24 protein-coding genes and 1 pseudogene are annotated in these 25,101 nt (G+C 65.4%); 20 read left to right on the forward strand and 5 right to left on the reverse strand.

Going from position 1 to position 25,101, the window contains the following annotated elements:
* Positions 1-396, reverse strand: a pseudogene (locus G3N58_RS24380) (beta-ribofuranosylaminobenzene 5'-phosphate synthase); the annotation flags it as partial.
* A gap of 414 nt (positions 397-810) precedes the next feature.
* Positions 811-1,200 (reverse strand): 4a-hydroxytetrahydrobiopterin dehydratase, encoded by a 390-nt coding sequence (locus tag G3N58_RS24385; protein WP_167039460.1) that lies wholly within the window; start codon positions 1,198-1,200, stop codon positions 811-813.
* Positions 1,201-1,626: 426 nt separating this feature from the next.
* Here G3N58_RS24385 and G3N58_RS24390 point away from each other — a divergent pair, with 426 nt between their 5' ends.
* The 12 genes from G3N58_RS24390 (at position 1,627) to G3N58_RS24445 (ending at position 13,057) form a co-directional block, all read left to right on the forward strand.
* The gene (locus tag G3N58_RS24390; RefSeq protein ID WP_206000414.1) at positions 1,627-3,444 is read left to right on the forward strand and encodes a methanol/ethanol family PQQ-dependent dehydrogenase; all 1,818 of its coding nucleotides are present in this window, start codon (positions 1,627-1,629) and stop codon (positions 3,442-3,444) included.
* Between the two features lie 174 nt (positions 3,445-3,618).
* Positions 3,619-4,041 carry a c-type cytochrome gene (locus G3N58_RS24395; protein ID WP_167039464.1) on the forward strand — a complete coding sequence of 141 codons (423 nt, stop codon included), beginning with the start codon at positions 3,619-3,621 and terminating at the stop codon, positions 4,039-4,041.
* Between the two features lie 33 nt (positions 4,042-4,074).
* Positions 4,075-4,986, forward strand: coding sequence for a substrate-binding domain-containing protein (locus G3N58_RS24400; protein WP_206000415.1), 912 nt, complete (start codon positions 4,075-4,077; stop codon positions 4,984-4,986).
* A gap of 50 nt (positions 4,987-5,036) precedes the next feature.
* Positions 5,037-5,732 carry a hypothetical protein gene (locus G3N58_RS24405; RefSeq protein ID WP_205192682.1) on the forward strand — a complete coding sequence of 232 codons (696 nt, stop codon included), beginning with the start codon at positions 5,037-5,039 and terminating at the stop codon, positions 5,730-5,732.
* Positions 5,733-5,953: 221 nt separating this feature from the next.
* Positions 5,954-6,259, forward strand: a complete 306-nt coding sequence (locus tag G3N58_RS24410) for a carboxymuconolactone decarboxylase family protein (RefSeq protein WP_240158832.1) — start codon at positions 5,954-5,956, stop codon at positions 6,257-6,259.
* 41 nt (positions 6,260-6,300) lie between these two features.
* A complete protein-coding gene (locus G3N58_RS24415) occupies positions 6,301-7,272 on the forward strand; it encodes a LysR family transcriptional regulator (RefSeq protein ID WP_205192684.1) in 972 nt (323 codons plus the stop codon).
* Between the two features lie 300 nt (positions 7,273-7,572).
* The gene (locus tag G3N58_RS24420; protein ID WP_206000416.1) at positions 7,573-8,595 is read left to right on the forward strand and encodes a MoxR family ATPase; all 1,023 of its coding nucleotides are present in this window, start codon (positions 7,573-7,575) and stop codon (positions 8,593-8,595) included.
* A gap of 29 nt (positions 8,596-8,624) precedes the next feature.
* The gene (locus tag G3N58_RS24425) at positions 8,625-9,488 is read left to right on the forward strand and encodes a VWA domain-containing protein (protein ID WP_167284360.1); all 864 of its coding nucleotides are present in this window, start codon (positions 8,625-8,627) and stop codon (positions 9,486-9,488) included.
* A 215-nt stretch (positions 9,489-9,703) separates the two neighbouring features.
* Complete coding sequence (locus G3N58_RS24430; protein ID WP_346778293.1) at positions 9,704-10,507, forward strand: calcium incorporation protein MxaA; 804 nt, start codon at positions 9,704-9,706, stop codon at positions 10,505-10,507.
* On the forward strand, positions 10,504-11,490 hold the full coding sequence (locus G3N58_RS24435) for a vWA domain-containing protein (RefSeq protein WP_206000418.1): 987 nt from the start codon (positions 10,504-10,506) through the stop codon (positions 11,488-11,490). Before G3N58_RS24430 ends, G3N58_RS24435 begins: the two co-directional genes overlap by 4 nt.
* Positions 11,487-12,065 (forward strand): tetratricopeptide repeat protein, encoded by a 579-nt coding sequence (locus tag G3N58_RS24440; protein ID WP_206000419.1) that lies wholly within the window; start codon positions 11,487-11,489, stop codon positions 12,063-12,065. The genes G3N58_RS24435 and G3N58_RS24440 overlap by 4 nt, the downstream gene beginning before the upstream one ends.
* Positions 12,062-13,057, forward strand: coding sequence for an MxaL protein (locus tag G3N58_RS24445; RefSeq protein ID WP_167039481.1), 996 nt, complete (start codon positions 12,062-12,064; stop codon positions 13,055-13,057). The genes G3N58_RS24440 and G3N58_RS24445 overlap by 4 nt, the downstream gene beginning before the upstream one ends.
* Before the next feature lie 86 nt (positions 13,058-13,143).
* Here G3N58_RS24445 and sfnG read toward each other — a convergent pair whose 3' ends face one another.
* Entirely contained in the window at positions 13,144-14,250 is a 1,107-nt protein-coding gene (gene sfnG / locus G3N58_RS24450; protein ID WP_206000420.1) for a dimethylsulfone monooxygenase SfnG, read from the reverse strand.
* A gap of 553 nt (positions 14,251-14,803) precedes the next feature.
* Between sfnG and G3N58_RS24455 the strand changes: the two genes are divergently transcribed.
* The 4 genes from G3N58_RS24455 (at position 14,804) to G3N58_RS24470 (ending at position 18,573) form a co-directional block, all read left to right on the forward strand.
* Positions 14,804-15,649 (forward strand): TauD/TfdA family dioxygenase, encoded by an 846-nt coding sequence (locus G3N58_RS24455; protein ID WP_206000434.1) that lies wholly within the window; start codon positions 14,804-14,806, stop codon positions 15,647-15,649.
* A gap of 57 nt (positions 15,650-15,706) precedes the next feature.
* On the forward strand, positions 15,707-16,771 hold the full coding sequence (locus tag G3N58_RS24460) for an ABC transporter substrate-binding protein (protein WP_206000421.1): 1,065 nt from the start codon (positions 15,707-15,709) through the stop codon (positions 16,769-16,771).
* Between the two features lie 69 nt (positions 16,772-16,840).
* Positions 16,841-17,689: an ABC transporter ATP-binding protein gene (locus G3N58_RS24465; protein WP_167039487.1), complete on the forward strand. Its 849-nt coding sequence runs from the start codon at positions 16,841-16,843 to the stop codon at positions 17,687-17,689.
* Positions 17,686-18,573 (forward strand): ABC transporter permease, encoded by an 888-nt coding sequence (locus G3N58_RS24470; RefSeq protein WP_167039489.1) that lies wholly within the window; start codon positions 17,686-17,688, stop codon positions 18,571-18,573. Before G3N58_RS24465 ends, G3N58_RS24470 begins: the two co-directional genes overlap by 4 nt.
* Before the next feature lie 108 nt (positions 18,574-18,681).
* On the opposite strand, the gene G3N58_RS24475 is transcribed toward G3N58_RS24470, so the two are convergent.
* Positions 18,682-19,479 (reverse strand): sulfotransferase, encoded by a 798-nt coding sequence (locus G3N58_RS24475; RefSeq protein WP_206000422.1) that lies wholly within the window; start codon positions 19,477-19,479, stop codon positions 18,682-18,684.
* Positions 19,480-19,723: 244 nt separating this feature from the next.
* On the opposite strand from G3N58_RS24475, the gene G3N58_RS24480 reads away from it, so the two are divergent.
* Complete coding sequence (locus G3N58_RS24480; protein WP_206000423.1) at positions 19,724-21,130, forward strand: selenium-binding protein SBP56-related protein; 1,407 nt, start codon at positions 19,724-19,726, stop codon at positions 21,128-21,130.
* A complete protein-coding gene (locus G3N58_RS24485; protein WP_206000424.1) occupies positions 21,127-21,837 on the forward strand; it encodes a hypothetical protein in 711 nt (236 codons plus the stop codon). Before G3N58_RS24480 ends, G3N58_RS24485 begins: the two co-directional genes overlap by 4 nt.
* Before the next feature lie 11 nt (positions 21,838-21,848).
* Here the strand turns inward: G3N58_RS24485 and G3N58_RS24490 are convergent, their stop codons facing one another.
* Positions 21,849-23,093, reverse strand: coding sequence for a DUF1479 domain-containing protein (locus G3N58_RS24490; RefSeq protein WP_167284349.1), 1,245 nt, complete (start codon positions 23,091-23,093; stop codon positions 21,849-21,851).
* 102 nt (positions 23,094-23,195) lie between these two features.
* Here G3N58_RS24490 and G3N58_RS24495 point away from each other — a divergent pair, with 102 nt between their 5' ends.
* Both G3N58_RS24495 and G3N58_RS24500 read left to right on the forward strand, forming a co-directional pair.
* Positions 23,196-24,152: an AraC family transcriptional regulator gene (locus tag G3N58_RS24495; protein WP_206000425.1), complete on the forward strand. Its 957-nt coding sequence runs from the start codon at positions 23,196-23,198 to the stop codon at positions 24,150-24,152.
* 125 nt (positions 24,153-24,277) lie between these two features.
* A complete protein-coding gene (locus G3N58_RS24500; RefSeq protein ID WP_206000426.1) occupies positions 24,278-25,033 on the forward strand; it encodes a 4'-phosphopantetheinyl transferase superfamily protein in 756 nt (251 codons plus the stop codon).
* Positions 25,034-25,101: the final 68 nt, after the last annotated feature.

A 25,101-nucleotide genomic window follows, 5' to 3' on the forward strand; every position in this document is an offset into this window, starting at 1 on the left:
TTTTGTGTTTTTCTGCAGCAGATGGCGGCATACGAGTTACACGAGTGTGACTGGCGTGCAGACGTGTGCGATTGCGGTCACGCGCGCGCTTCGCACTGTGTCTGGCGGCGCCCGCACGCCGTCGATCGCGAGCGTCGCCGGGCCGTAGGCCGCTTGCAGCCGCGCGAGACCCCGCGCGGTGCGCTCGCGCTCGGCCGCGCCGATCGCGCCGTCGATGCGCTCGCGCTCCGCGAGCCGTGCTTCGAGCCGCGTGCCCTCGGCGTCGATGACGAGGCCGAGGCTGCCGAACGCGCGTCCGAGCGACGCGTTCGGATCGAGAAAACCCAGATGCAGGCGCGCGGGCGCGTCGATCGTGATGGCCGTGCAGGGCTGGAGTCGGCGAAGCTGGAGCGGCATCTCGAGTGTCCTTAGGTATCCCTGGCAGGTAGGCGTGGTGTGCGCCTCGGCAGATGCTTGAGCAGATGCCGGCGCAAGGGCGTCCGTGAATGCGGCGTGGGCCGTCGCGGCGGCGCGCCGAGGACTTCAAGCAGAAGCCGTACCAGGCGCGCGCGAAGCGCGGCCTGGCTGGATGTGCCGAGAATTTGCCGCGGATGTGCGGGGACCGTGCCGGGAAAACCGGCGGCCGGGGGACCCGGCGTGCGGCGCGTTGCGCGCCGCGCTGTCCCGCGCGGGAATGGACGCTATGTGACGCCGAAGGTGCACTGTGTCACCCGCTGTTTCATCGGACGATGCAGCGCAGTGCGATGCGGTGCGGGGTTGCGTGAGGTGTCAAGCGTGAGGCATGAGGCGGGCCCCGCCGCCTCAACCGCCTTACCCCGCCTTCGGCGCGTCGTACTTGATATAGCGGAAGCGCTGGTCGTCGGCCGGCGTGCCTTCGAGCGCTCCGCCTTCGAGGCCCGGCTGCCAGTGGATCACCGACTCGATTTTCGTGGCGAGCGCGAAGTCCTTGTCGGTGATGCCCTTCGCGCTGTGCGTCATCAGCTTCACGATCACGAATGCATAGGAGACCGTCAGATCGGGGTGATGCCACGCGGCTTCCGCGAGATGGCCGACCGTATTGACCACCATCAGCGTGCCTTTCCAGCCTTCGGTCCGGTACTTGCGCCGCAGCCAGCCGTCCTCGTAATACCAGTGTTCGAGCGGGCCGGCGAGGCGTTGTTTGATCTCGTCGTCGGAATAGACCTTCTCTGTGTGTGCCATGACTGTTTGCTCCTCGGTCGCCCGTTGCCGGGCAAAGGACACGTTGCGCATCCCGGAAGTGACACAGTATGTGCCGCTTTCCGTGACGCAACCACCCCAGGGTTGCTCCGCGGCGCGCGCAAACGGGTGGCGCGCGAGCGGCGCAAGTGCCATGACACACGCCGTGACAAGCGCCACGACACCTGCCGTGAGACCCGCCGTGACGCGACCCGCACGCCGCGCATTCGTGCTCGCGGCCGGCATGCCGCGCCACCCCGGCGCATTCCCGGCATGGAATATGCGTTGGCCGTTCATGCGCCGCGAAGCCCGACATCGAATCGGGATAGGGCGTTCCGATCGTTACCTGTACTCGAGAAGGCGCGCACGATGCGACGAGGTAGCGTGGGTCATTCGTGAGTTGAACAGCAGGACAATTCTGGAGGAGACATGAACTTACGCACTGTGGTTCTTGGGCTCGCGATCCTCGCATCGGCAGCCTTTAGCTCGCTGGCTGCACAGGCCGATTCGCAGCTCGACGGACTGATGAAAAACCCCGCCAACTGGGCGGCCCAGGCGGGCGACTATGCGAATCACCGCTATAGTCCGCTCAAGCAGATCAACGAGAGCAACGTCGGTAAGCTGCAGGTCGCATGGACCATGTCGACCGGCGTGCTGCGCGGCCACGAAGGCGCGCCGCTCGTGATCGGCGACACGATGTACATCCACTCGCCGTTCCCCAACAAGGTGATCGCGATCAACCTGAAGGATCAGACCTTCCTCTGGCAGTATCAACCGAAACAGGACGACCAGGTCATCTCCGTGATGTGCTGCGATACCGTGAATCGCGGCCTCGCCTACGGTGACGGCAAGATCTTCCTGCAACAGGCCGACACCAAGCTCGTCGCGCTCAACGCGAAGACCGGCGAGGTGGTGTGGACCGCGCAGAACGGCAACCCGAAAGCGGGCGAAACCAACACCAACGCGCCGCACGTATTCGGCGACAAGGTGCTGACCGGCATCTCGGGCGGCGAGTTCGGCGTGCGCGGGCGTCTGATCGCTTACGACATCAAGACCGGCAAGCCGGTCTGGACCGCGTACAGCGCCGGCCCCGACAACGAAATGCTGCTCGACCCGCAAAAGACGATGACGTATGCCGAGGGCAAGATGGTGCCGGTGGGCGCGGATTCGTCGCTGAAGTCGTGGAAGGGCGACCAGTGGAAGCTCGGCGGCGGCACCACGTGGGGCTGGTATGCGTGGGACCCGAAGCTGAACCTTGTCTACTACGGCACCGGCAATCCGGGCACGTGGAACCCGACGCAACGCCCGGGCGACAACAAGTGGTCGATGTCGATCTTCGCGCGCGACCTGAATACCGGCATGGCCCGCTGGGTCTACCAGATGACCCCGCACGACGAATGGGACTATGACGGCGTCAACGAGATGATCCTGTCGGACCTCACCATCGACGGCAAGAAGGTGCCCGCGATCGTTCACTTCGACCGCAACGGCTTCAGCTATACGCTCAATCGCGAAACCGGACAGCTGCTGGTCGCGCAGAAGTACGACCCGGCGGTGAACTGGGCCGATCGCGTCGATCTGCATAGCGGCCTGCCGATTCGCAACGCGGCCTACTCGACCCAGGCGGCCGGTTCCGACCACAACGTGAAGGGCATCTGTCCGGCCGCGCTCGGCTCGAAAGACCAGCAGCCGGCCGCGTTCGATCCGAACACGAACATGTTCCTCGTGCCGACCAACCATGTCTGCATGGACTACGAACCGTTCGATGTCGATTACGTGTCGGGCCAGCCGTATGTCGGCGCGACGCTGTCGATGTATCCGGGCCCGAACGAGAACAATGCGATGGGCAACTTCATCGCGTGGGACGCGAGCAAGGGCAAGATCCTCTACTCGAAGCCGGAGAAGTTCTCGGTATGGTCGGGCGTGCTCGCCACCGGCGGCGGCATCGCCTTCTACGGCACGCTCGAAGGCTACCTGAAGGCGGTCCGCATCAAGGACGGCAAGGAACTGTGGCGCTTCAAGACGCCGTCGGGAATCATCGGCAACGTCTTCACCTACGAGTACCAGGGCAAGCAGTATGTCGGCGTGTACTCGGGCATCGGCGGCTGGGCCGGCATCGGCATGGCAGCCGGTCTGGAAAAGTCGAACGAAGGTCTCGGCGCGGTCGGCGGCTATCGTGAGCTGGCGAAGTACACGGCGCTCGGCGGCACGCTGTTCGTGTTCGCGATTCCTAACGAAAAGAGCTGAATGAGGCGTTGAACGAGCGGGGCCATCTGCACGGGCACGGCCGGCGCATGGGTTGTATTCGATACAGTGCACCGGCCGTTTCGTCAGCCTTGCTGGACCCACGCATTACCCCGCGCGCCCCGTTTGCGGATGAGTCGATGAAACCGGGGGCGCGCCCAACCAGGAGACAGATGCATGAAAGGCCGATCAATCCTGTTGCTCGCGGCGTTGCCCGCCGCGTTCGTTCTGCTGCCCGCCGGATACGCCCAGAACAATGCCCCGAGTGCGCAGCAGGTTGCGTACAAGGTGGTCGACGGCAACAAGGTCGACAGCGCGACGCTGCTGGGATGGAAAACCTGGCGCGCGCTCGCTTGCGAACGCTGCCACGGCGCGCAGCAACAGGGCATGGTCGGGCCGTCGCTGATCGACGCGTTCAAGACGCTCGACAAGGACGAGTTTCACCGCACGGTGTTCGGCGGACGGGTGGCCAAGGGCATGCCCGATTTCAGTTCGAGCCAGATGATGCAGAAGAACTGGGAAAACCTGTATGCGTATCTGAAGGGTCGCTCCGATGGGCAGATCAAGCCGGGCGATCTGCAGGCCATCGACGCCAAATAACGCGTGGCGCTGTCATTCCTCCGGAGGCTCACGATGCGTGATAAGAGAAGCATGTCCGTGCATGTCGCCGTTATCGCCGGCGCGCTCTGTTGCGCGGCGCTCGCCAGCACCGCGGTCCGGGCGGACGGCCCGGCGCTGCCGAACAACGACGGCGCGGACGGCGTGCTCAGAGTGTGCGCGGACCCGAACAACATGCCGTTGTCGAACAACAAGGGCGAGGGCTACGAGAACCGCATCGCAAGCCAGATGGCGAGCGATTTCGGCTACAAGCTCGAATACACGTATTTTCCGCAGCGCATGGGCTTCGTGCGCCATACGCTGCGCGAGAAGGAGGAGGGCAGCGAGCGCTTCAAGTGCGACCTGATCATCGGCGTGCCGAAGGGCTACGACATGACCTCGACGACGCAGCCGTATCTGCGCTCGACCTATGCGATGGTGCTGCCGAACCGTCCCGAGTTCGCGAACATCAAGACACCTGACGATCTGCTCAAGCTGCCGCCCGACGTGCTGCACAAGCTGCGCTTCGGCATCTTTACGCAGACGCCGGCCGTGGACTGGCTGCTCGGCCATAACCTGATCGACCAGGCCGTGTCGTACCGCGTGCAAAGCGGCGATCCGGCCGAATACCCGGGGCAGATGATCGAGCAGGACCTGCGCGCGGGCAACGTCGACGTAGTGTTCCTGTGGGGGCCGATTGCCGGCTACTTTGCGAAGCGCGCCGGCGATTCGGTCCGGCTCGTGCCGTTCCCGGCGGGGCCCGGCATCCGCTTCGACTATACGATCTCGATGGGCGTGCGTTACGGCGAGAAGGCATGGAAGGACAAGGTGGATCAATGGATCGGCGCGAATCACGAGAAGATCGACGGCATCCTCGCCACCTACGAGGTGCCGATGCTCAAACCGGTCGACGTGCCGGCGCCGAAGCCGGGCGACGCGACCCAGTGAGGCCGCCGCGGCGCGCGTGGCTGCGCGCGCTCGGCGCCGTGGCGCTGGGGATGGCGGGGGTGCTGGCGGTCATGCCGTCCGCGGCATGGGCGGCGGCCGGCGACGACATCACGCCGGCCGAGCGTCTGATCTTCCTGACCGATCATCTGCATGGCGTCGCCGCGCAGACCGAACTCGATTACGCGCTGATCGATTCCAGGCAGCCGTCGCATAGCGCCGACACCATCAAGGTGCTCGTGGTGAGCGAGGACAACGCGAAGGGCGACGCGCAGGTCTCGGACCATAGCGGCAGCGTCGCGTTGCCGATTGGCGGGCTGCAGTGCAATCCGGCGATCATCTATTTTCTGGAGCACGACATCGCGGAGATGCAGGGCCTGACAGGCGGCCAGCGCCGCTATTTCCAGCAGCGCCTGCGCCTTGCACTCGCGGCGGGGCCGCGCATCGAGACCGTGCCGGGCGAGGTCGGCGGCAAGCAGGTCCGAGCGCGGCGCATCGTCGTGCAGCCTTATCTGAACGATCCGAACGCCGAGCGTTTCGCGCAATACACCGGAAAGCGCTACACATTCCTGCTCGCCGACGACGTGCCCGGCCAGGTCATGCAGATTCGCACCGACGTGCCGGGGCCGAACAACGACTTCGCGCATCCGGCGCACACGGAGACGCTGAGCTTCCAGTCGGTGCTGCGCAAGTTGCCGCCGGGGCAGGCGCCGGTCAAGCCGTCGAACGCGCCGAGGGCGAGCCGTTGAACGGGTGCGGCACGCGCCGCTGCGTTGCCGCGTGATCGTGCTGTACGCGTGCCGGGCGGGTTCGCATGCGCATGTGTGTTCGCACGTGCTCACGCGTTTGCCTGTGCTTACGCATGCATGCGCGGTTCGCGGCGTTTTTCCGCCACCACCCTCACCCCGTTTGATCCTCGCATTGGAGCCTACGCATGCTGATCGACACCAAGGACTACACACCGAAGCTGATGGCGGCCATTGGCCAACTCGGCACCGCCACGCCGGCCACCCTGGCGGGCTACCAGGCGCTCGACGGCGCCGCCGCCAAGGGCGGCAAGCTCGATGCGAAAACGCGCGAGCTGATCTCGCTCGCGGTCGCCGTGACGACCCGTTGCGACGGCTGCATCGCCGTGCATAGCGCGGCGGCCGCGCGCGCCGGGGCGAGCCGCGAAGAGGTGGCCGAAGCGCTCTCGGTGGCGATCGCCATGAATGCGGGCGCGGCGCTCGTCTATTCGGCGCGCGCGCTCGACGCGTTCGGCCAGCAGAGCGGCTAGTTCCGATGCCGGGCGGGCGCTTCGCGACGAACCGGGTCAAGCTGAATTTCATTCGCACGCTGACCCTGCGGCAGTTGCAGATTTTCGTCGTGGCGAGCCGCTACACGAGTTTCGCGCGCGCGGCCGAGGAGCTGCATCTGACGCAGCCGGCCGTGTCGATGCAGATCCGCCAACTTGAGGACGCGGTCGGGCTGCGTCTGTTTGAACGCGTCGCGCGCAAGCTCACGCTCACCGAGGCGGGCGAGGTGCTCACGCATCGAGCGAGCCGCATCCTCGGCGAAATCAAGGACGCCGAAGACGCGATGATGTCGCTCAAGCAGGCCGACAGCGGCTCGATCAACGTCGGCATCGTCAGTTCCGCGACCTACTTCGCGCCGAAACTGCTCGCGCTCTATTCGCATCTGTACCCGAAGGTCGACGTGCACTTTTCGGTCGGCAATCGCGATGCGCTGCTGCGGCTTCTACAGGACAACGCGATCGACCTCGCGATCATGGGCCGCCCGCCGCCCGAACTCGACACGACCACGGAGCCACTCGCGAGCCATCCGCAGGTCGTGATCGCGCCGCTCGATCATCCCTTGTGCGGCGCGCGCCGTTTCGATCTGCAGGAACTGCGCGGCGATACGTTCCTGCTGCGCGAACCGGGCTCGGGCACGCGCATGGCCGCCGAGACGATGTTTCGCCAGCACCTCTTCACGCCCGCGAAGGTCGTTACGCTCGGCAGCAACGAAACGATCAAGCAGGCGGTGATGGCGGGCATGGGCGTGAGCCTGATCTCGCTGCATACGCTGCTGCTCGAACTGCGCACCGGCGAGATCGCGCTGCTCGACGTGAACGGCACACCCATCGAGCGCACCTGGCAGATCGTGCATCTGCGCACGAAGCCGCTTTCGCCGACCACGACGATGTTCCGCCAGTTTCTGCTCGACCATGCGGCGACGCATCTGGAGCGCGAGTACGCGGAATTCGCGAACCGGTTGGCGAAGCCTGCGGCCGGCACGGGGCGGGGATAGGTGCCGGCTTCGTTCAGCGCGTATGAGCTTCACGTGCGCCGCTATCGCCGATGGCACAGTGTGTACCCGCATGCCGTGACAGGCTGACAAGTATTCCTGACAGATATTCGCAAGCGACATACCTCGTGCCGCGCATGGGCGCGATCGGCACAAACCGTGCTTGACCCGATGCCGGCGAGCTGCGAGCGTGGCACGCGGCGAGGCCGGCAGGATCGCGAACGGTTACACGCACAGGCACGCGAGCAAGGCCTGCGCGCAGGCACAGGCAAGCCCACCATCCACCCGGAGGAGATCGCAGCGATGAGTTCCGGCGAGCAGCTTCAGGACTGGCGCTCTCACGCCCAGCAGATCGAAAACGAAGTCGCCAAGGTCGTCATCGGCCAGCAGCAGACCCTGAGGCTCATCAACGTTGCGCTGTTCGCCCGGGGTCACGTGCTGCTCGAAGGCGGGGTCGGGGTCGGCAAGACCACAGTGTTGCGGGCGTTCGCGCACGTGGTCGGCGGCGAATTCGAGCGCGTCGAAGGCACGATCGACCTGATGCCGGGCGACCTCGTCTATCACACCTATGTCGACGCCGACGGCAAGCCGCGCATCGAACCGGGCCCGCTCTTGCGGCACGGCGAGCAGTTGACCACCTTCTTCTTCAACGAGATCAACCGCGCGCGTCCGCAGGTGCAGTCGCTCCTGCTGCGCGCGATGGCCGAGCGTTCGGTGCTCGCGTTCGGCCGCGAGCACCGTTTTCCGCACATGACCGTGTTCGCGGACCGCAACAAGGTCGAGAAGGAAGAAACCTTCGAACTGGCTTCGGCCGCGCGCGACCGCTTCCTGTTCGAGCTGAACATGCCGACGCCCGCCGACGAGGACGCGCGGCGCGCGCTCGTATTCGACACGGCGTTTCATGACGTCGACCGCCTGCTCTCGCAACTGACGGCGTCGGTCGTGCCGTGGCCGCAGTTGAACGCGATCGGCGCGGCGATCCAGCAGGGCGTGCAGGCGAGCGAGGCGATCGAGCGCTACGTGCTCGACATCTGGCAGGCGACGGAAACGCCGCTGCGCTTCGGCATCACGCTCGACGGCGTCGACATGCAGCAACTGATTCTCGCGGGCGCGAGCCCGCGCGGCATGAGCGCGCTATTGCGCGCCGCGCGCGTGGTCGCATGGCTCGCGGGCCGCTCGCATCTGATACCGGAGGACATTCACGAAGTGCTGTTGCCGGCGCTCGGGCATCGCGTGTTCTTCACGCCGATCTACGAGTTGCGCCGCCAGGAACTCGCCGAGGCGCTGATCTTGCAGATCATGGCCAAGGTCGCGGTGCCGCGCTGAACGCACGGGCCCTGGAACCGATCCGGATCATGAACGGCACCGCGGAATTTCACTATCGTTTGCCGATACGCGCGGGCGGCGCGCGACCCGGTTCGCACCAGGGCGCGAGCTTCGGCTCGGGGCAGCAGTTCGCGATGCACGGGCGGCTGTTCGACTATCCCGACCCGCGCCGTCTCGATCTGCGTGCGAGCCTGCGCGCGGCGCGCTCGGAATGGCTCGTGCGGGTCCATCTGCAACGCGTGGCGGTGCAGGTGATCGTGATCGTCGACGTCTCGGCGTCGATGCAGTTCGGCTCGCGTCAGACCAAGCTGCACGTGGCCGCCGATTTCGTCGAGGCGCTCGGCTACAGCGCGTTTCGCGTCGGCGACCGGCTCGGCATGCTCGCGTTCGATGCGAGCGAGCGCGACGATCTCTTCGTGCCCGCGCGCAATGGCCGCGGCATGGGCCATCTGCTCGCGACGATGCTGCGCGGGTGTACGAGCCATGCGGCCGGGCGCGGCGCGCTCGAAGGATTGCACCGCTGCGTGACGCGTCTTGCCGGACGCCAGGCGCTCGTGTTCGTGGTGTCCGACTTTCATTGGCCGCTCGCGCAACTGTCGCCGGTGCTCGACATGCTCGTGCATGCCTGCGTGGTGCCGATGGTCGTGTGGGACGAGGCGGAGATCGCGCCGCCGCGTCATGCGTCGCTGCTGGCCGTCAACGATGCCGAGTCGGGCGAGGAGCGCATGGTGTGGCTGCGCGGCGATATGCGCGAGCGCTGGCGCGATGGGGTCGCGCGCCGCCGAGAGGAACTGGCCGGCGTGTTCGGCGCGCGCGGCATCCGGCCGTTCTATGTCGAAGGCGGGTTCGATCCCGAAGCGATGTCGCGCTACTTTCTGGAGATGACGGCATGAGATCGTGCGGGCTTCGGCGTGCGCTTCGATGCGGCTTCATCCGTGCGTTGAAGGAGCCGGCGCGGCGCGCGTCGCGGCTGGTGGCAGCTGGTGTTGCAAGTGTTGCATGTGCTGTGTTTGCTGCGTTTGCCGTGTATGCCGCGTTTGCGCTGAGCGGCAACGCGGCGACGGCCGCCACAGCCACGACCGCCACAGCCGCCACGACCGCGACCGTCATCGCCACCGTGCAGGAACCCCGCGCATTCGGCTACGTACTCGGCGACGTGCTGACGCAACGCGTGCTATTGCAGGCCAACGGCCAGGACCTCGGCGTGGTCACGCCGCCTTCGGTCGGCCGCACCGGTCTCTGGCTCGAACGCCGGCCCGTGTCGCTCGAAACCGATGCGGACGGCCGCCAGTGGATGGTGATCGCGTATCAGGTCGTCAACGCGCCGCAGACGCTCACGCAAATCGCGCTGCCCGCGTTGACGCTGAGTTCGGCCGCCGGCCCGCAACTGCAGGTGGCCGAATGGTCCGCGAGCATCGGCCCGCTGACGCCCGCGAATCCGTTTGCCGGCGGCGATCTGCTGCCGTTGCGGCCCGATCGCGCGGCACCCTTGCCGACGACGGCCGGCCTGCGCCGCCAGATCGCGTGGGCGCTCGGCCTGTTGCTGGCGACGCTGCTCGCGTGGGCCGGCTGGTGGGGCTGGCGCAATCGGCGCGAGTCGGCGCGGTTGCCGTTCGCGCGCGCATGGCGGCGCATGCAGGGACTCGCGGACCCGCAGGCGGCGGCTTCGAGCGATGCCTGGTTCTGTCTGCATCAGGCGCTCAACGAAACGGCCGGGCAGGTCGTGCATGCGGGCTCGCTACCTGGCCTCTTCGCGCGCGCGCCGCATCTGCAACCGCTGCGCGCACAGCTCGAACGCTTCTATCAGGTGTCGGCGGAGCGCTTTTTCGCGCCCGCGCCGCCTGCCTCCGAGTTTCCGTTGCAGGCGCTGTGCCGCGCGCTGTATCGGGCCGAACGGCGCCATCAGCGATGACCATGGCGCTCGATTTCGACTGGCCGTGGCTGCTGGTTCTGCTGCCGCTCGCCGTGCTGCCGTTGCTGCCGCGGCGCAGCGATACGCTCGTGTTTTCGAGCGTCGCATGGTTGCCGGTCGATCGCGTCGGACGCTGGGCCGGCTGGCTCGCGCGCGCTTGCGGCGTGCTTGCGATCGCGGCGATCGTGGTCGGGCTCGCCGGGCCGGGACGTTCGCAACTGCAGGTGCAGCGCACCGGCAGCGGCGCGCAGATCCTGATCCTGATGGATCGCAGCGCGAGCATGGACGAGCCGATGGGCAGCAAGGGCGTCGAGTCGCCGCGCGGCGAGTCGAAGAACAAGGTGGCGCGCGCCTCGCTGACGAGCTTTATCGGGCAGCGTCCCAACGACCGGCTCGCGTTCATGATGTTCGGCACCAGCCCGATTCTCGCGATGCCGTTCACGTACAACCATCGTGTGATCGAGCAGGCGGTTGCCGCGACCGCGATCGGCCGCGGCATGCCGGATACGCAGCTCGATCGCGGCATGCTCGCGGCGATCGCCCAGTTCGAGGGCCGGCCCACCTCGGGGCGCCGCGCGATCGTGCTCGTTTCCGATGGCGGCGCACGGCTCGACGAAACCGTGCAGCGGCGCATTCGCGAGGGCCTGCAACGCAACCAGCTTGCGCTGTACTTCATCTATCTGCGCAGCAGCGTGTTCAGCCCCGATCTGAATGCGCGGCTGCCCGCCGGCGAGTCGTCGGCGGAAGCGGAGTTGCATCGCTATTTCCTTTCGCTCAAGACGCCTTACCGGCTGTTTCAGGCCGAGGACGCGAAGGGCATGATGGCGGCCATCGCCGAGATCAACCGGCAGCAGAACGCGCCGACGACGTTTATCGAACATTTGCCGAGGCAGGACTGGAGTCCGTATTGCTTCGCGGTCGCGCTGGTGTGCGTGGCGGTTCTGGTCGGGCTGCGTCTCTTTCAGGTCAGGAGCTGGGCATGAAACGCAGATGGATTCACGCCGCGTTCGGCACTGTCGCGATCTGCTGTGCCGCGTGGGCCGCGTATGGCGGCATGCGGCTTCGGCATGCCGGGCAGGTCGAGCGGGCGATCGCGGCCGTGGCGCAGGCGCCGGGCGTCGCGCAGGCCGCGAATGCGGGCGCGGATGGCGGCCGAGGCGGTGATGAGCCGCCGCAGGTGCAGCTCGCGCGTGCGATGGCGCTCTCGAAAGCGGGCGCCTACGACGCGGCGGGACGGCTCTACAACGGCCTGATCCACGAGGGGCGGCTCGACGGGATCGGTCTTGCGGCGCTGTTCGATCTCGGCAATATGTATCTGCGCGAAGGCAGCGGTGGCGACGGCGAGGCGCGCGTGGTCAGATCGCTGGCGATGATCGGCGAGGCGAAGGCGCGCTACCGGATGGCGCTGCGCGCCGCGCCCGACGACTGGGATGTGCGCTACAACCTCGAACGCGCGCTCTGGCTCGCACCGGAGACGCAGTCCGCGCCCACGCTGCCCGATGTGAAAGAGCAGCACAACATCAAGCTGCGCGACCCGCAGAGCCAGGATTTGCCATGAGCGGCGCCATGCGCGAGCGCGGTTTCGCGAGACTGCGCCACGGCCTGACGCCGCTCGCGCTCGTCGCGCTGATCGCGGCGGTGGCGATGCCGGACGTGACGCTGCCGCGCGCCGCGTTCAGCTATATCGTGACGTTCGACATCACGCAGAGCATGAATGTCGAGGACGTCAGCCTGAACGGCGAACCGGTGAGCCGACTGAGGTTCGCGCAGGCCGCGATGCGCGACGCGCTCGGCCGCCTGCCGTGCGGCTCGAAGATCGGCTGGAGCGTGTTCACGGGGCAGCGCAGTTTGCTGTTGCTGCCGCCCGTCGAGGTGTGCGCGAACTATGACGCACTGCTTGTCTCGCTCGACGGTATCGACGGGCGCATGCGCTGGACCAACTGGAGCCGTATTGCCGAAGGCGGCGTTTACTCGGCCGTGCGCGTTGCGCAGGACGTCGGCGAAAACGCGGCGATCGTCTTCGTGACCGACGGGCAGGAAGCGCCGCCCGTGTCGGCATCGCGCGCGTTGATGCCGGGTATCAATCCCGCGCGCATCCGGGGCTGGCTGATCGGCGTGGGCGGCGATCAGCCAGCGGCGATTCCGAAGAGCGACGCCGACGGCAACCGCATCGGCTACTGGCAGGCCGACGACGTGATCCAGGTGCCGGACACGCCGGGGTCTGCCACGAACGCGCAGACGCACGAGGAGTTGTCTGAACTGCGCGGCCAGTACCTGGCGTCGGTGGCCGGGCAAACGGGCCTCGACTATCACCGGCTTTGGACTACGGCTTCGTTGGGCGATGCGCTGCTCGACCCGCGCTTCGCCCGCCGCGAACCGGTGCCGAGCGATTTGCGCTGGATTCCGGCGCTCCTCGCGTTGGTGCTGCTGGTCGTGCGGTTCGTGCCCGATGTGGCCTGGCAACGGCTGCGCGCGGGCCGTCAACGCATCGGGACGACCGTTTGGCGCTTTGGGGCGGCAGCGGGGGCGCGCAAGCCTCGGGTTGAATGAGCACTGTGCTGCGCTGAGCTGAGTGCCGCGCTGAACGTCGCGCGCGACGCCTGTCGTTCGGCATGGGTGGGACCACGCGGCCGTGCTTACGCAGCCTGCTTCACGCGCTGCTTCTCTTCGAGTTCGCGCACGAGCGGCAGCACGCGCTTGCCGAAGTACTCCACTTCCTCGATGAAGTGCAGAAAGCCGGCGAGCACGAGATCGACGCCGACCGACTTCAGTTCGACGATGCGCTCGGCAATCTGCTGCGGGGTACCGATCAGATTCGTGCGGAAGCCGTCGTTGTATTGCACGAGGTCTTCGAAAGTGGATTTGGCCCAGTTGCCTTCGCCTTCGGGCGACGCCTTGCCGGCCTGCCGGACCGCATCGCCGAACGCATCGACCGCCTCGACGTGAGCGTGGCGGATGATGTCGTCGAGCACGGCCCGCGCTTCTTCCTCGGTATCGCGTGCAATCACGAATGCGTTTACGCCGATGCGTACCGTGTGATGGTTTTTCGCCGCCTTCGCCTGAATGTCGTTGATCTGCGCCTTGAGGTTGTCCGGCGTGTTGCCGTTCGTGAAGTACCAGTCCGACACGCTCGCGGCGTTGTCGCGCGCGGCGCGCGAACTGCCGCCCTGGAAAATCTCGGGGTGCGGCTTCTGCACCGGCTTGGGACTCAGCGTGTACTGGTTGAAGCGATAGAAGTCGCCCTTGAACGTGAAGTTGTCCTGTGTCCAGATGCCTTTGAGCGCCTCGATGAATTCGTGCGAGCGGCGATAGCGTTCGTCGTGTTCGAGCCACGGCTCGCCGATCGCGGTGAACTCGCCCTTGAACCAGCCGCTCACGACGTTGATGCCGATGCGGCCGTTCGAGATGTGATCGATCGTGGCGATCTGCTTGGCGACCACGGCCGGATTCCACGGACCGGGCAGGATCGCCGCCAGCACCTTGAGCTTCGTGGTCGCGTGCAGCAAGGCCTGGCTGAACGATACCGACTCGTGCTGATACTCGGCGTTGTAGCCGGCCGTGAAGCGGATCTGGCTTAGCGCGTAGTCGAAGCCGGCCTGCTCGGCGGTTTGCGCGAGCTTCTGGTTGTATTCGAGGCGCCAGTCGGTGCGCTGCTCGATCGTGCTGACGACGAGGCCGCCGCTCACGTTGGGCACCCAGTAGGCGAACTTCACGGCGTCGTCATGCGAGAGGGAATGGCTCATGTGAATTACCTCATGAAGTGATGGAACGGTGCGGGCGGCGCGCGGTGCGTTGTGATGGATGGGATCGGACAGGGGCCTGTAAAGAGCTATATGACCCGCGCCGCCGATTGTTCAATGTAGCGGGCGGGCACGCCGAAGCGAACCAACAAAAGTTCAGAATCAAAGCAGGTTTGGCGCTATGGCGTGGAGTAGGTGCGAGTAACAGGTGTGGCTGGCGCGGCACGAGGCCGCCGCGTTGGGACGCGCGGCGCGGTTGCCGACGCTCCGGGCGGTAAAAAACGAACGCGCGCAAATGGCGCCGACGGCCCGCGACGCGTTGCAGCATCGGGTTTATCACTCCAGCAGATAACCGTATCGGATTTGCTTCGTTGGCTTTGCGTGCGCGGGCCGGTAAATTCGTCTGACTGAACGCGCCTTGGGGGCTTCGCTCCCCTGGTGTCCGCTGAACAGTTTCGACGACGAGCTTCCCGTGACGACTACCGCTTCCGCCGCGCGCGGCACCTTTGCTACCCCGACGGCCAGCGCCGCCGCCCGTTTCCATGCCGGCCAGCACATCGAGATTCGCGCGTTCGACGGCCCGCTCGGCGCCGAAGTGCTCGGTCTCGATCTCGCCCAGCCGCTTGCCGCCGACGACTTCGCGCGCATTCACCGCGCGCATCTCGAACACCACGTCCTCGTGTTTCGCGAGCAACGCATCACGCCCGAGCAGCAGATCGCCTTCAGCCGCCGCTTCGGTCCGCTGCAGATTCATGTGCTGCATCAGTTCGGGTTGCCGGGCCACCCCGAGGTGCTGGTGGTGTCGAACATCGTCGAGAACGGCAAGCCGATCGGCCTCGGCGACGCCGGTCACTACTGGCACTCCGATCTGTCGTACAAGGACAAGCCGAGCCTCGGCTCGCTGCTGCATGCGCAGGAGTTGCCCGCGGAAGGCGGCGACACGCTGTTCGCGAACATGCACCTCGCGTGGGACACGTTGCCGGCGCATCTGCGTGAGGCGGTGGAAGGACGCACGGCCGAACACACCTACCTCGCGAAATACGCGGAATTGCAGCAGCGCAGCCCGTGGCGGCCGAATCTGTCCGCCGAGCAGATCGCCCAGGTGAAGCCGGTCGTGCATCCGATCGTGCGCACGCATCCGGAGACGGGCCGCAAGGCGCTGTTCGTCAGCGAGCACTTCACGACGCGCGTCATCGGCATGCCCGAAGACGAGAGCACGGCTCTGCTCGCGGAACTGTTCGCGCACAGCGTGCGCCCCGAGCATCTGTATCGGCATCGCTGGGCCGAGCACGACATGGTGTTCTGGGACAACCGCTCGCTCATGCATCTCGCGGCCGGCACGCCCGATCATCTGCGCCGCAAGCTGTATCGCACGACGATCGAGGGCGATGCGCCGTTCTGAGCGTCACGTCTTTCATCACCCCAACACCGATCGCACCGCACGCCGACTGGAGTTTCAATGCCGTTCCGTTTTAGACCGACTGCCGCGCGGCCGTCGTTTGCCCGCCGTTGCACGGTGCTATTGCTGAGCCTGTCGATGGGCGCCGCGGGTTTTGCCGCGAGTTTCGCTGTGTCTGCGCCCGCGTATGCCGAAGGCCGGATTCGTGTCGCCGAGCAGTTCGGCATCGTTTATCTGCTGCTCAACGTGGCGCGCGACCAGCAGTTCGTCGAGAAGGAAGGGCGCAAGGAAGGGCTCGACATCAAGGTCGACTGGGTCCAGCTCTCGGGCGGCTCGGCGATCAACGACGCGCTGCTGTCGGGCGCGGTCGATATCGCCGGGGCCGGCGTCGGCCCGTTGCTGACGATCTGGGACCGCACGCGCGGCCGGCAGAACGTGAAGGGCGTCGCGTCGCTTGGCAATCTGCCGTACTACCTCGTGAGCAACAACCCCAACGTGAAGACGATTGCCGATTTCACGGAGAAGGACCGCATCGCATTGCCGGCCGTGAACGTCTCCGTGCAAGCGCGCGTGCTGCAATACGCGGCGGCCAAACGGTGGGGCGATAAGGACTACAACCGGCTCGACCCCTACACGCAGGCGTTGCCGCATCCCGACGCGGCCGCGGCGATCATCGCGGGCGGCACGGAAATCACCGGGCATTTCGGCAATCCGCCGTTTCAGGAGCAGGAACTGGCCGGCAATCCGAAGGCGCATATCGTGCTCAATTCGTACGACGTGCTCGGCGGGCCGAGTTCGGCGACGGTGCTCTACGCCACCGAGAAATTCCGCAACGGGAATCCGAAGACGTATCGCGCGTTTGTCGCCGCGTTGGCCGACGCCGCGCAATTTATCAACGCGAATCCGCAGGCCGCGGCCGATATCTATATCCGCACGAACCAGTCGAAGATCGATCGCAATCTGCTCGTGAAGATCATCACGAATCCGCAGGTGCAGTTCAAGGTCGCGCCGCAGAACACGTTCGGGCTCGCGCAGTTCATGCATCGCGTCGGTGTTATCAAGAACGAACCGGCTTCCTGGAAGGACTATTTCTTCGACGATCCGGCGACGGCCGCCGGAAGTTGAATCGAGGTTGAACATGAAATCAGGCACGACACCGCTTATCGATCCGACGCTCTCGCAGGGGGGGCTCTGATGGCGGCCAATCCTACCCTGCTGTTTCCCGAGCACGCCGCGCCGGCGACCAGCGGCAAGCTGCTCACGGTCGAAAACGTGAGCCTCGAATACCGCACGCGCGAGCGGCTCGTGCGCGCGACCCACGACGTGAGCTTCGACGTCTACGGCGGCGACCGCTTCGTGCTGCTGGGGCCGTCCGGCTGCGGCAAGTCCACGCTGCTCAAGGCGGTGGCCGGCTTTATCGAGCCGAGCGCGGGTGCGATCACGCTCGACGGTCAACGCGTGCGCGGCCCCGGCGCCGATCGCATCGTCGTGTTCCAGGAGTTCGATCAGTTACCGCCGTGGAAGACGGTCGCGCAGAACGTCGCGTTTCCGCTGCGCGTCGCGCGGAAGCTCTCGAAAGCCGAAGCCCACGAGCGCGCGCTGCACTATCTCGACAAGGTCGGGCTCGCCGCGTTTGCGCAGGCTTATCCGCATACGTTGTCGGGCGGCATGAAGCAGCGCGTCGCGATTGCCCGCGCGCTCGCGATGCAGCCGCGCGTGCTGCTGATGGACGAACCGTTCGCCGCGCTCGATGCGCTCACGCGCCGCAAGATGCAGGAAGAACTGCTGCGGCTGTGGGAAGAGGTGAATTTCACGCTGCTGTTCGTCACGCATTCGATCGAAGAGGCGCTCGTGGTCGGCAACCGGATTCTGTTGTTGTCGCCGCATCCGGGCCGCGTGCGTGCCGAGCTCAATAGCCATCAGTATTCGCAGGACAGCTTCGGGCGTGCCGATTTTCAGCGCAGCGTCGCGCGCATTCATCACCTGCTGTTCGAGCAAACCGAAGCGACAGAACAGAACGAGACGACGGAGATCGTGCAATGAGTACGCCCGCTACGCTATGGCCGCCGGTTCGCGACGAATATGAGCGGCCGCTCGAATCGCTTGCACTGCCTGACTCGCTCGCGCCCGAAGCGCCGTTGTCGCCGGCAACGCGTCTGTTCGCGCAGGGCTGGTTGCGCAAGACGCTGATTGCGCTGGTGCTGATCGGCGCATGGGAAGTTGCCGCGCGCATCATCGACAACGATCTGCTGCTGCCGACCTTCGGCGCGACGTTCAGCGCATTCGTGCAGGGCGTGTGGTCGGGCGAACTGCTCGTGAAGACCGCGGTGTCGCTATCCGTGCTGCTGCGCGGCTATCTGCTCGGGGCCGCGCTCGCTTTCGTGCTTACGTCGCTCGCGGTGTCGACCCGCGTGGGGCGCGATCTGCTGTCGATGCTGACCGCGATGTTCAACCCGTTGCCGTCGATCGCCTTGCTGCCGCTCGCGTTGCTCTGGTTCGGCCTCGGCACCGGCAGCCTGCTGTTCGTGCTCGTGCATTCGGTGCTGTGGCCGCTCGCGCTCAATACGTACTCGGGCTTTCAGGCGGTGCCGGCCACGCTGCGCATGACCGGGCGCAACTATGGTTTGACGGGCATGCGCCACGTGCTGCTGATTCTGGTGCCGGCCGCCTTGCCGTCGATTCTGGCCGGCCTGCGCGTGGGCTGGGCGTTTGCATGGCGCACGCTGATCGCGGCCGAACTCGTGTTCGGCGCCAGCTCCGGCAGCGGCGGGCTCGGCTGGTACATCTTCCAGAATCGCAACGAGTTGTACACGGATCGTGTTTTCGCGGGGCTGGCCGCTGTGATCGTGATTGGTTTGCTGGTCGAGCATCTCGTGTTCGATACGCTCGAACGCGTGACAGTGCGGCGCTGGGGTGTGCAGCAGTAAGGGGCGCGCAGGGGGGCGGTGTGTCGTGAGTGGGCCGCGCGTCGGCGGCTTATTCTGCCGTCTTATGTCGCTGTCTTAGGCCACTGCCTACTGCCTCACGCCGCTATCTCACGCCGCCGCATAGCCCAGATGCGTCGCCGCCGTGCCCGCCAGTGCGAGCAGTTTGTCGTCGTCGGCGGGTTCGTCGGGGACCACGTACAGATCGGCGATATCGGTCACCGGATCGCTGAATGGCGTCGGACAACGGTGCTGCGAGACGAGAAAGTCGCTGATCGGCGACGCATCGGCCACGTCGAGAAACGTGCCGATGCTTGCCGCCGTCGTGCGCGGGTCTTCGATCACCCGGCGATACGACACGTTGAGCGCGCGGTCCGCGGGAATCTCGGCGAAGAAGCCGATGATCTCGTTCACGTATTGCTCCCAGACGCGGATGCCGTCTTCGATCGAGCCGATCCAGTGCTTGCGCAGCAGCGAATTGGCGACGTGGCGCGGATCGCGGTGAATATGAATGAAGCGCGCCTGCGGCAGCAATTCGCGTATCAAGCGCAGACACGACCCCGAACGCGGCAGACGTTCGATCGAACCGGCGCGTCCCGACAGCACGGTCGGATCGGCATAGGACGGATGCTTGTCGCCCCAGATCGGTGCAGTCATGCCGAGTTCTTCGCGATAGAAACGCTCGACCCACGGCCCCAGCGTGCGACGGCAGAAATGGCGAAAGTGCTCGCGCTGGGCCACGCCGAGCAGATCGGGCCGAGTGCCGACTGCTTCGAGCGTGTTCTTGAGCAACGCGAAAATCCGGCATTCGTTGGTCAATTGAATGAGCGGATGAACGTTGAGGACGGAGCAGAGAAAGGTCGTGCCGGATCGCGGCGAACCGACGATGAAAAGCGGGGCAGAGTCCATATGTCCTCCTGAGCATTCATCGTTCACAGCATACGCACGACAGATGGCGAGAACCTGACGCGGGCGTGACCGTTCTGAGCGGCTGCGCGTGCCGTTGTATGTATCTGCTGCGAGCAAGCGGCATACCATCGCGCCGTTCGCCGCGCACAAGGCGGCACGGGCAAATTTCCGGTTGCCGCCGGCTGCGCCTTGGACTACAAATTTAAGGTTATGCCCCCGCTTAACGGAGAAGGAGAGTGCCGCCATGGGAATGCGCCCCGATCCCACTTTTCATGCCTCGCCGAAACTCGCGATGGACGCGCCAGCGGAGGAATACGCCTACACGGCGTTGCTGAGCCCCGATTTTTCGCAGCCCGATGCGCTTGCCGTGATCGACGTGAAGCCCGGTTCGCCGACGTATAGCCAGGTCGTTCATACGGTACAGGTGCCGTACAAGGGCGACGAGTTTCATCATTTCGGCTGGAACGCGTGTTCGTCCGCGCTTTCGCCGTTGACCGGCCATGCGTTTCTCGAACGGCGCTATCTGATCGTGCCGGGCATGCGTTCTTCGCGCATCTATATCGTCGATACGAAGCCGCATCCGACCCAGGCGAAGATCCACAAGATCATCGAGCCCGAGGAAATCTTCCGCAAGACCGGCTATTCGCGTCCGCACACCGTGCATTGCGGACCGGAAGGCATTTACGTCAGCACGCTCGGCGGCGCGGGCAAGGACGGCACCGAAGGGCCGCCGGGGATTTTTATCATCGACTGTCAGACGTTCGAGGTGCTCGGCCGCTGGGAGATCGAACGCGGCGCGCAGGAAAAGCACTACGATTTCTGGTGGAATCTGCCGCGCGACTATATGGTGTCGAGCGAATGGGCACTGCCGCCGCAATTCGAAAACGGCATCGTGCCGGAAGATCTGCTCGCGAATAAGTACGGACACCGCGTGCACTTCTGGGATCTGCGCGCGCGGCGCAACGTGCAGACGCTCGATCTCGGCGCGCATCATCAGATGGCGCTCGAAGTGCGGCCCGCGCACGATCCTAGCCGCGAGTACGGCTTTGTCGGCGTCGTGGTCGATACGACCAATCTCGAAGGTTCGATCTGGACGTGGTGGCGCGAAGGCGGGACATTCCACATCGAGAAGACCGCGACGATTCCGCCCGAACCCGCGCCCGCCGACGAATTGCCGCCGCTGCTGCTAGGCTTCGGCGCGGTGCCGCCGCTCGTCACCGACATCGATCTGTCCATCGACGACAAATTCCTCTACGTTGCCTGCTGGGGAACCGGCGAGATGCGCCAATACGACGTGAGCGAACCGCGCAAGCCGAAGCTGACGGGCTCGGTGCGTATCGGCGGAATCGAGCGGCGCACACCGCATCCGAACGGCAAAACTTTCTCGGGCGGACCGCAAATGGTCGAGATCAGTCGCGACGGCCAACGCGTCTATTGGACCAATTCGCTCTATTCGACGTGGGACGACCAGTTCTATCCCGACGGCGTGCCCGGCGTACAGGTGATGGCGCACGCGGCGCCGAACGGCGGCCTCACGCTGTCCGACGACTACTGGGTCACGTTTCCCGACGGCTACCGCGCGCATCAGATCCGGCTCGAAGGCGGCGACTGTTCGACCGATTCGTTCTGCTACCCGTCGGTGGGCGTTTGAGCGGCGTCGTTTCGCCGCAAACCGGCCTGTGGCTGGCCGTCCTCGCGAGTGGTGTGTATCACGGGCTCAATCCCGCGATGGGGTGGCCGCTCGCCGTGTCGAATGCGTTAATGGAGCGGCGCATCCAGGCACTGTGGAGCGCGCTCGTCTATCTCGCCGTGGGGCACGTCCTCGCGATTCTGCTGATGATGCTGCCATTCGCGATGCTGCTCGGCGTGCTCGCGTGGCAGCATGAAATACAGGTTGGCGCGAGTGTGCTCGTGATCGGCTTCGGCATCGTTTTGCTGATTCGGCGCCGTCATCCGCGCGTGCTCGCGAGAATTCCGCCGTCGCGTCTTGCGCTCTGGTCGTTCGCGGTGGCGCTCGCGCATGGCGCCGGGCTCATGCTCGTGCCGATCTACCTCGGTCTGTGCCGTGCCGACGATCCCGACGCTGCGCATCGGGCCGCGCGAACGCTGATTGCAACGAGTCTACGCATGGCGGTATCGGTCTCCGTCATTCACGCGGCCGCGATGATGATGGCCGGCGGATCGCTCGCATGGCTCGTCTATCGTTACCTCGGGCTCAGATTCGTTTCGCGCAGCTGGTTCAATCTCGATGCGCTGTGGGCGTCGAGCCTGATTCTGGTTGGCGCGTTGTCGCTGCTCCTGAATATGGGCATGGACGGCATGCCCGGCGTGTCCGGTGTGTCGGGCATCGGCGGCTGAATCGATTCGGGCTACAGATCGAAGCCCATCTGTTCGCGGCCCAGCAACGTCAGGTCCGCAGCCGTTGCACGTCCGACGAAATCGGCTTCGAAATGGTCTGCCGGAAAATCGGGCGGGCTCGTGCCGTCACAAAAGCTCGCCAGTTGCCGCTTCAGATAGGCATCGTTCTTCGCGCACGACGGCGCCGACGCGATGTACATCACGTTGCTATAGCCCTTGCCGCGATGCGCGTCCTCGACCGCGTGAATCACGTCGCTGTGCCAGAAGACCGTGTCGCCGGCCTGCATCAGCGGAATCGACGAAAGGGCCTGAAATAGCGGCGCGTGGTATTCGGGTTTGATCGACAGCGCGCGGCCCGGCATCGCGCCGCAGAGGTCGTCGTCGGCGACGTCGTCCTGCAACGCGCGCAGCAGGATATAAGCCATCGCGTTCGCGATCGGTACGAGCTGAAGCGTGCCGTCGCCGGGACCTTGCGGCGTGAGCGCGGTCCAACCCTGGAAGGTACGGAACATCGAGCACACCGCGGGCGACGGAATTTCCTCGACCTCGGTTCGCCAGGCGGCATCGAACGGATCGTAGGCGCGCCAGTTGCCCGAGAACACATGCCGGTACACCTTGCGGAAATTCGCCTCGATCCAGCGCTCGACCGAACCGCCGTCGCAATGCGCGGACAGTCCCAGCGATGCCGAGCCGGGCGGCCGGCGGCGCAGACGGTCCGCGTAAACGGGCACGCGCTCAGGGTCGAAATGCACGCGGCCTTCGCTTTCGCTGCGCCATAGGCGGTTCAGAAACACGCGCGCCTGCGTGAGCGCGGGAGACTGCCGCGCGAGTACCTGCGGCTTCGACCAGTACACGCCGTAAATCTGCGGCTTGCTCGAAGCGAGTTGGCCGAAGTACTTGTCTTCCGCGCGGTTGAGCAGCTTCGCATCGAGGTTGTTGCTCTCGACGTAGTGAGCGATATCTCGATCCCATTGCTCGACGAGTTCGCGCTTGAACACCTGGCGAATCACGCACGCGCCGCGCGCTTTGACGAGTGAGATCTGGTCGGCGCTCACGCGATTCGCCGCGATGTCCGCGAAGCGGATCTCGGGAATCACGGCTTCGCCGCGTTCGCGCAGCGCCGCGATCTGTTGCGCTTCGCGGGTCATCGCCGCTTCGACTTCGGCGAATACCTCGCGGTAATTGGGCAGCCTGTCGCGCAGTTCCCGTTTGGCTTTTCCGATGGCTGCCGGCAGGTCGTCAATCTGTAATGCCATGGCGTCGTCTCCTTTATCGATGGTGATGGCGATGTCGAAAGCGTACTGCGGCGCCGCTCATGCCAGTGATATGATCGGGCCAATCTTTTTGCGAATCCGGTCATGAAGGCAGCCTACGAGCACGTCGATTTCGGTGCGAGCTGTTCGGTGCGGGTGTACCACCGGCGTCTGCCGCGAATCCCGTTCGAATGGCACCATCACCCGGAGTACGAACTGACACTAACGATGAACAGTCGCGGCAAACGGTTCATCGGCGATTCGGTGGCCGTGTACGGCGACGACGATCTCGTGCTCGTGCCGCCGAATCTGCCGCATACGTGGGCGTCGAATCGTTCGATCGATGCAGCGGCGCCGCAGGTCGCAATCGTGATCTGGTTCGACGGCGCCTGGGTACGCCGTCTCGCCGACGTCTGTCCCGAGTACAACGGTTTGTGCAATCTGCTGCGGCGCGCGGCCTGCGGGCTCGCTTTTGAAAACGGCGCGGGAACGCGTTTGCGCGGCGAACTCGAGCGGCTGCTGTCGGCCGATCCGCGCGAACGTCTGAAGGCCGTGCTCGACGTGCTGGACTGGCTCGCGCAAACGCCGGGGGCGCCGCTCGCGTCGCCGGGTGCATTCGATGCGCATACGGGTGCGCCGTCCGGTTATCAGCCCGATCAGCTCAATCGCGTGCTGGCGCTGATCGACACGCAGTTCGCGCATCCGTTGCGGCTGGCGACGCTGGCAAAAGCATCGGGTCTCTCGGAGCGTTCGCTGACGCGCCACTTCACACAGCATCTCGGCGAGAGCGTGGGGCGCTATATCACGCGCGTGCGGATCGGTCATGCATGTCGGCTGCTGACCGGCACGGGCTTGCCGGTCTCGGTGATCGCGACACGCTCGGGATTTGCGAACGTCGCCAATTTCAACCGACAGTTCAAGACAGCGAAGGCACTGACACCGGCCGCATACCGGCAGCAATTCACGGGAACACGGCAGGCGGAAGACGAAACCGTGCCGCCGCTGACGGAGCGTTCGCCGTCGTTGAGTACAGGGCGACGGGAGGCAAGGCGTGGCCGATAGCAGACGGTATGGGCCGGCAGCGTAACTGCTGGCCCTATGAAGCGAGCTTGCCGCCCGCGTTCGTTTCAGGTAAATGATGCAAACCCGCATTGGCCATTACTGGCATGCCTTACCATCCCGTTCGAATGGATTCGACGACCGCCACTGCTGCACCGAATTTCGACGTTCACCTGCTCGACGTGCCACGTGCGCGCGCAGCCGGTATCGAAGTCTTCTGTCTTACGTTCGACTTTGACGCGACGCTCGATCACCCCTGTTTCGCCGTGCTTTCCGCCGACGAGCGCGCGAAAGCCGCGCGTTTCCAGCGCCACGAAGATACGCTGCGCCATGCGGCGACACGCGTCGTATTGCGCCGCCTGCTCGCCGAAAGAACCGGCGTGGCGGCTGCTGAATTGCGTTTCGAGCGGGATGCCGCGGGCCGGCCGCGACTCGTGCCGGCTCAGGAGCCGCAGCCCGACTTCAACGTATCGCATTCAGGCCGGCATGCCTTGATCGCGATTGCCGCGCGGGGCAGGGTTGGTGTCGACATCGAGGTCGCGCGCACGGACATGAACTGGCAGGCGCTGGTGCCCGCGGTATTCGCGCCCGGCGACGAGGCGTGCGTGGCGGCGTTGCCGGTGGAGCAGCGGGGCGATGCGTTCTTCAGCGTCTGGACCGCGAAGGAAGCGTTGTTGAAAGCGCTTGGCGTCGGCATCGGCGATGGCATGACGTGGTTTTCGGTGCTCGGCGACGCACGGCATGAGCCGCGTGTCGAGGTCAGCGATGCGAGCGCGCGTAGTGCAAGCCTGATTACCGGGCTCGATGCGGTTTGGCTTGCCGTGTCGCCAGGTTATTGCGGCTGTATCGCATGGTCGCGCGATGCCGCTGTACGTTCCGGGTGAACGCTCTGTGTGAGTACTCGGGGTAAGCGCGACGCGCATTGCATGAATAGCAACAGCACACTCGCGCG

This window comes from Paraburkholderia sp. Ac-20342, assembly GCF_017104985.1.
Taxonomy (GTDB): domain Bacteria; phylum Pseudomonadota; class Gammaproteobacteria; order Burkholderiales; family Burkholderiaceae; genus Paraburkholderia.

What these genes read in the sequence shown, in the direction of transcription:
- G3N58_RS24420 (WP_206000416.1), top strand. Translation starts at nt 7,573, where the DNA reads ATGAGTTCCGGCGAGCAGCTTCAGGACTGGCGCTCTCACGCCCAGCAG.
- G3N58_RS24475 (WP_206000422.1), bottom strand. Translation starts at nt 19,479, where the DNA reads ATGGACTCTGCCCCGCTTTTCATCGTCGGTTCGCCGCGATCCGGCACG.
- G3N58_RS24400 (WP_206000415.1), top strand. Translation starts at nt 4,075, where the DNA reads ATGCGTGATAAGAGAAGCATGTCCGTGCATGTCGCCGTTATCGCCGGC.
- G3N58_RS24445 (WP_167039481.1), top strand. Translation starts at nt 12,062, where the DNA reads ATGAGCGGCGCCATGCGCGAGCGCGGTTTCGCGAGACTGCGCCACGGC.
- G3N58_RS24385 (WP_167039460.1), bottom strand. Translation starts at nt 1,200, where the DNA reads ATGGCACACACAGAGAAGGTCTATTCCGACGACGAGATCAAACAACGC.
- G3N58_RS24410 (WP_240158832.1), top strand. Translation starts at nt 5,954, where the DNA reads ATGGCGGCCATTGGCCAACTCGGCACCGCCACGCCGGCCACCCTGGCG.
- G3N58_RS24470 (WP_167039489.1), top strand. Translation starts at nt 17,686, where the DNA reads ATGAGTACGCCCGCTACGCTATGGCCGCCGGTTCGCGACGAATATGAG.
- G3N58_RS24460 (WP_206000421.1), top strand. Translation starts at nt 15,707, where the DNA reads ATGCCGTTCCGTTTTAGACCGACTGCCGCGCGGCCGTCGTTTGCCCGC.
- sfnG (WP_206000420.1), bottom strand. Translation starts at nt 14,250, where the DNA reads ATGAGCCATTCCCTCTCGCATGACGACGCCGTGAAGTTCGCCTACTGG.
- G3N58_RS24390 (WP_206000414.1), top strand. Translation starts at nt 1,627, where the DNA reads ATGAACTTACGCACTGTGGTTCTTGGGCTCGCGATCCTCGCATCGGCA.
- G3N58_RS24480 (WP_206000423.1), top strand. Translation starts at nt 19,724, where the DNA reads ATGGGAATGCGCCCCGATCCCACTTTTCATGCCTCGCCGAAACTCGCG.
- G3N58_RS24405 (WP_205192682.1), top strand. Translation starts at nt 5,037, where the DNA reads ATGGCGGGGGTGCTGGCGGTCATGCCGTCCGCGGCATGGGCGGCGGCC.
- G3N58_RS24495 (WP_206000425.1), top strand. Translation starts at nt 23,196, where the DNA reads ATGAAGGCAGCCTACGAGCACGTCGATTTCGGTGCGAGCTGTTCGGTG.
- G3N58_RS24465 (WP_167039487.1), top strand. Translation starts at nt 16,841, where the DNA reads ATGGCGGCCAATCCTACCCTGCTGTTTCCCGAGCACGCCGCGCCGGCG.
- G3N58_RS24395 (WP_167039464.1), top strand. Translation starts at nt 3,619, where the DNA reads ATGAAAGGCCGATCAATCCTGTTGCTCGCGGCGTTGCCCGCCGCGTTC.
- G3N58_RS24500 (WP_206000426.1), top strand. Translation starts at nt 24,278, where the DNA reads ATGGATTCGACGACCGCCACTGCTGCACCGAATTTCGACGTTCACCTG.
- G3N58_RS24435 (WP_206000418.1), top strand. Translation starts at nt 10,504, where the DNA reads ATGACCATGGCGCTCGATTTCGACTGGCCGTGGCTGCTGGTTCTGCTG.
- G3N58_RS24425 (WP_167284360.1), top strand. Translation starts at nt 8,625, where the DNA reads ATGAACGGCACCGCGGAATTTCACTATCGTTTGCCGATACGCGCGGGC.
- G3N58_RS24440 (WP_206000419.1), top strand. Translation starts at nt 11,487, where the DNA reads ATGAAACGCAGATGGATTCACGCCGCGTTCGGCACTGTCGCGATCTGC.
- G3N58_RS24490 (WP_167284349.1), bottom strand. Translation starts at nt 23,093, where the DNA reads ATGGCATTACAGATTGACGACCTGCCGGCAGCCATCGGAAAAGCCAAA.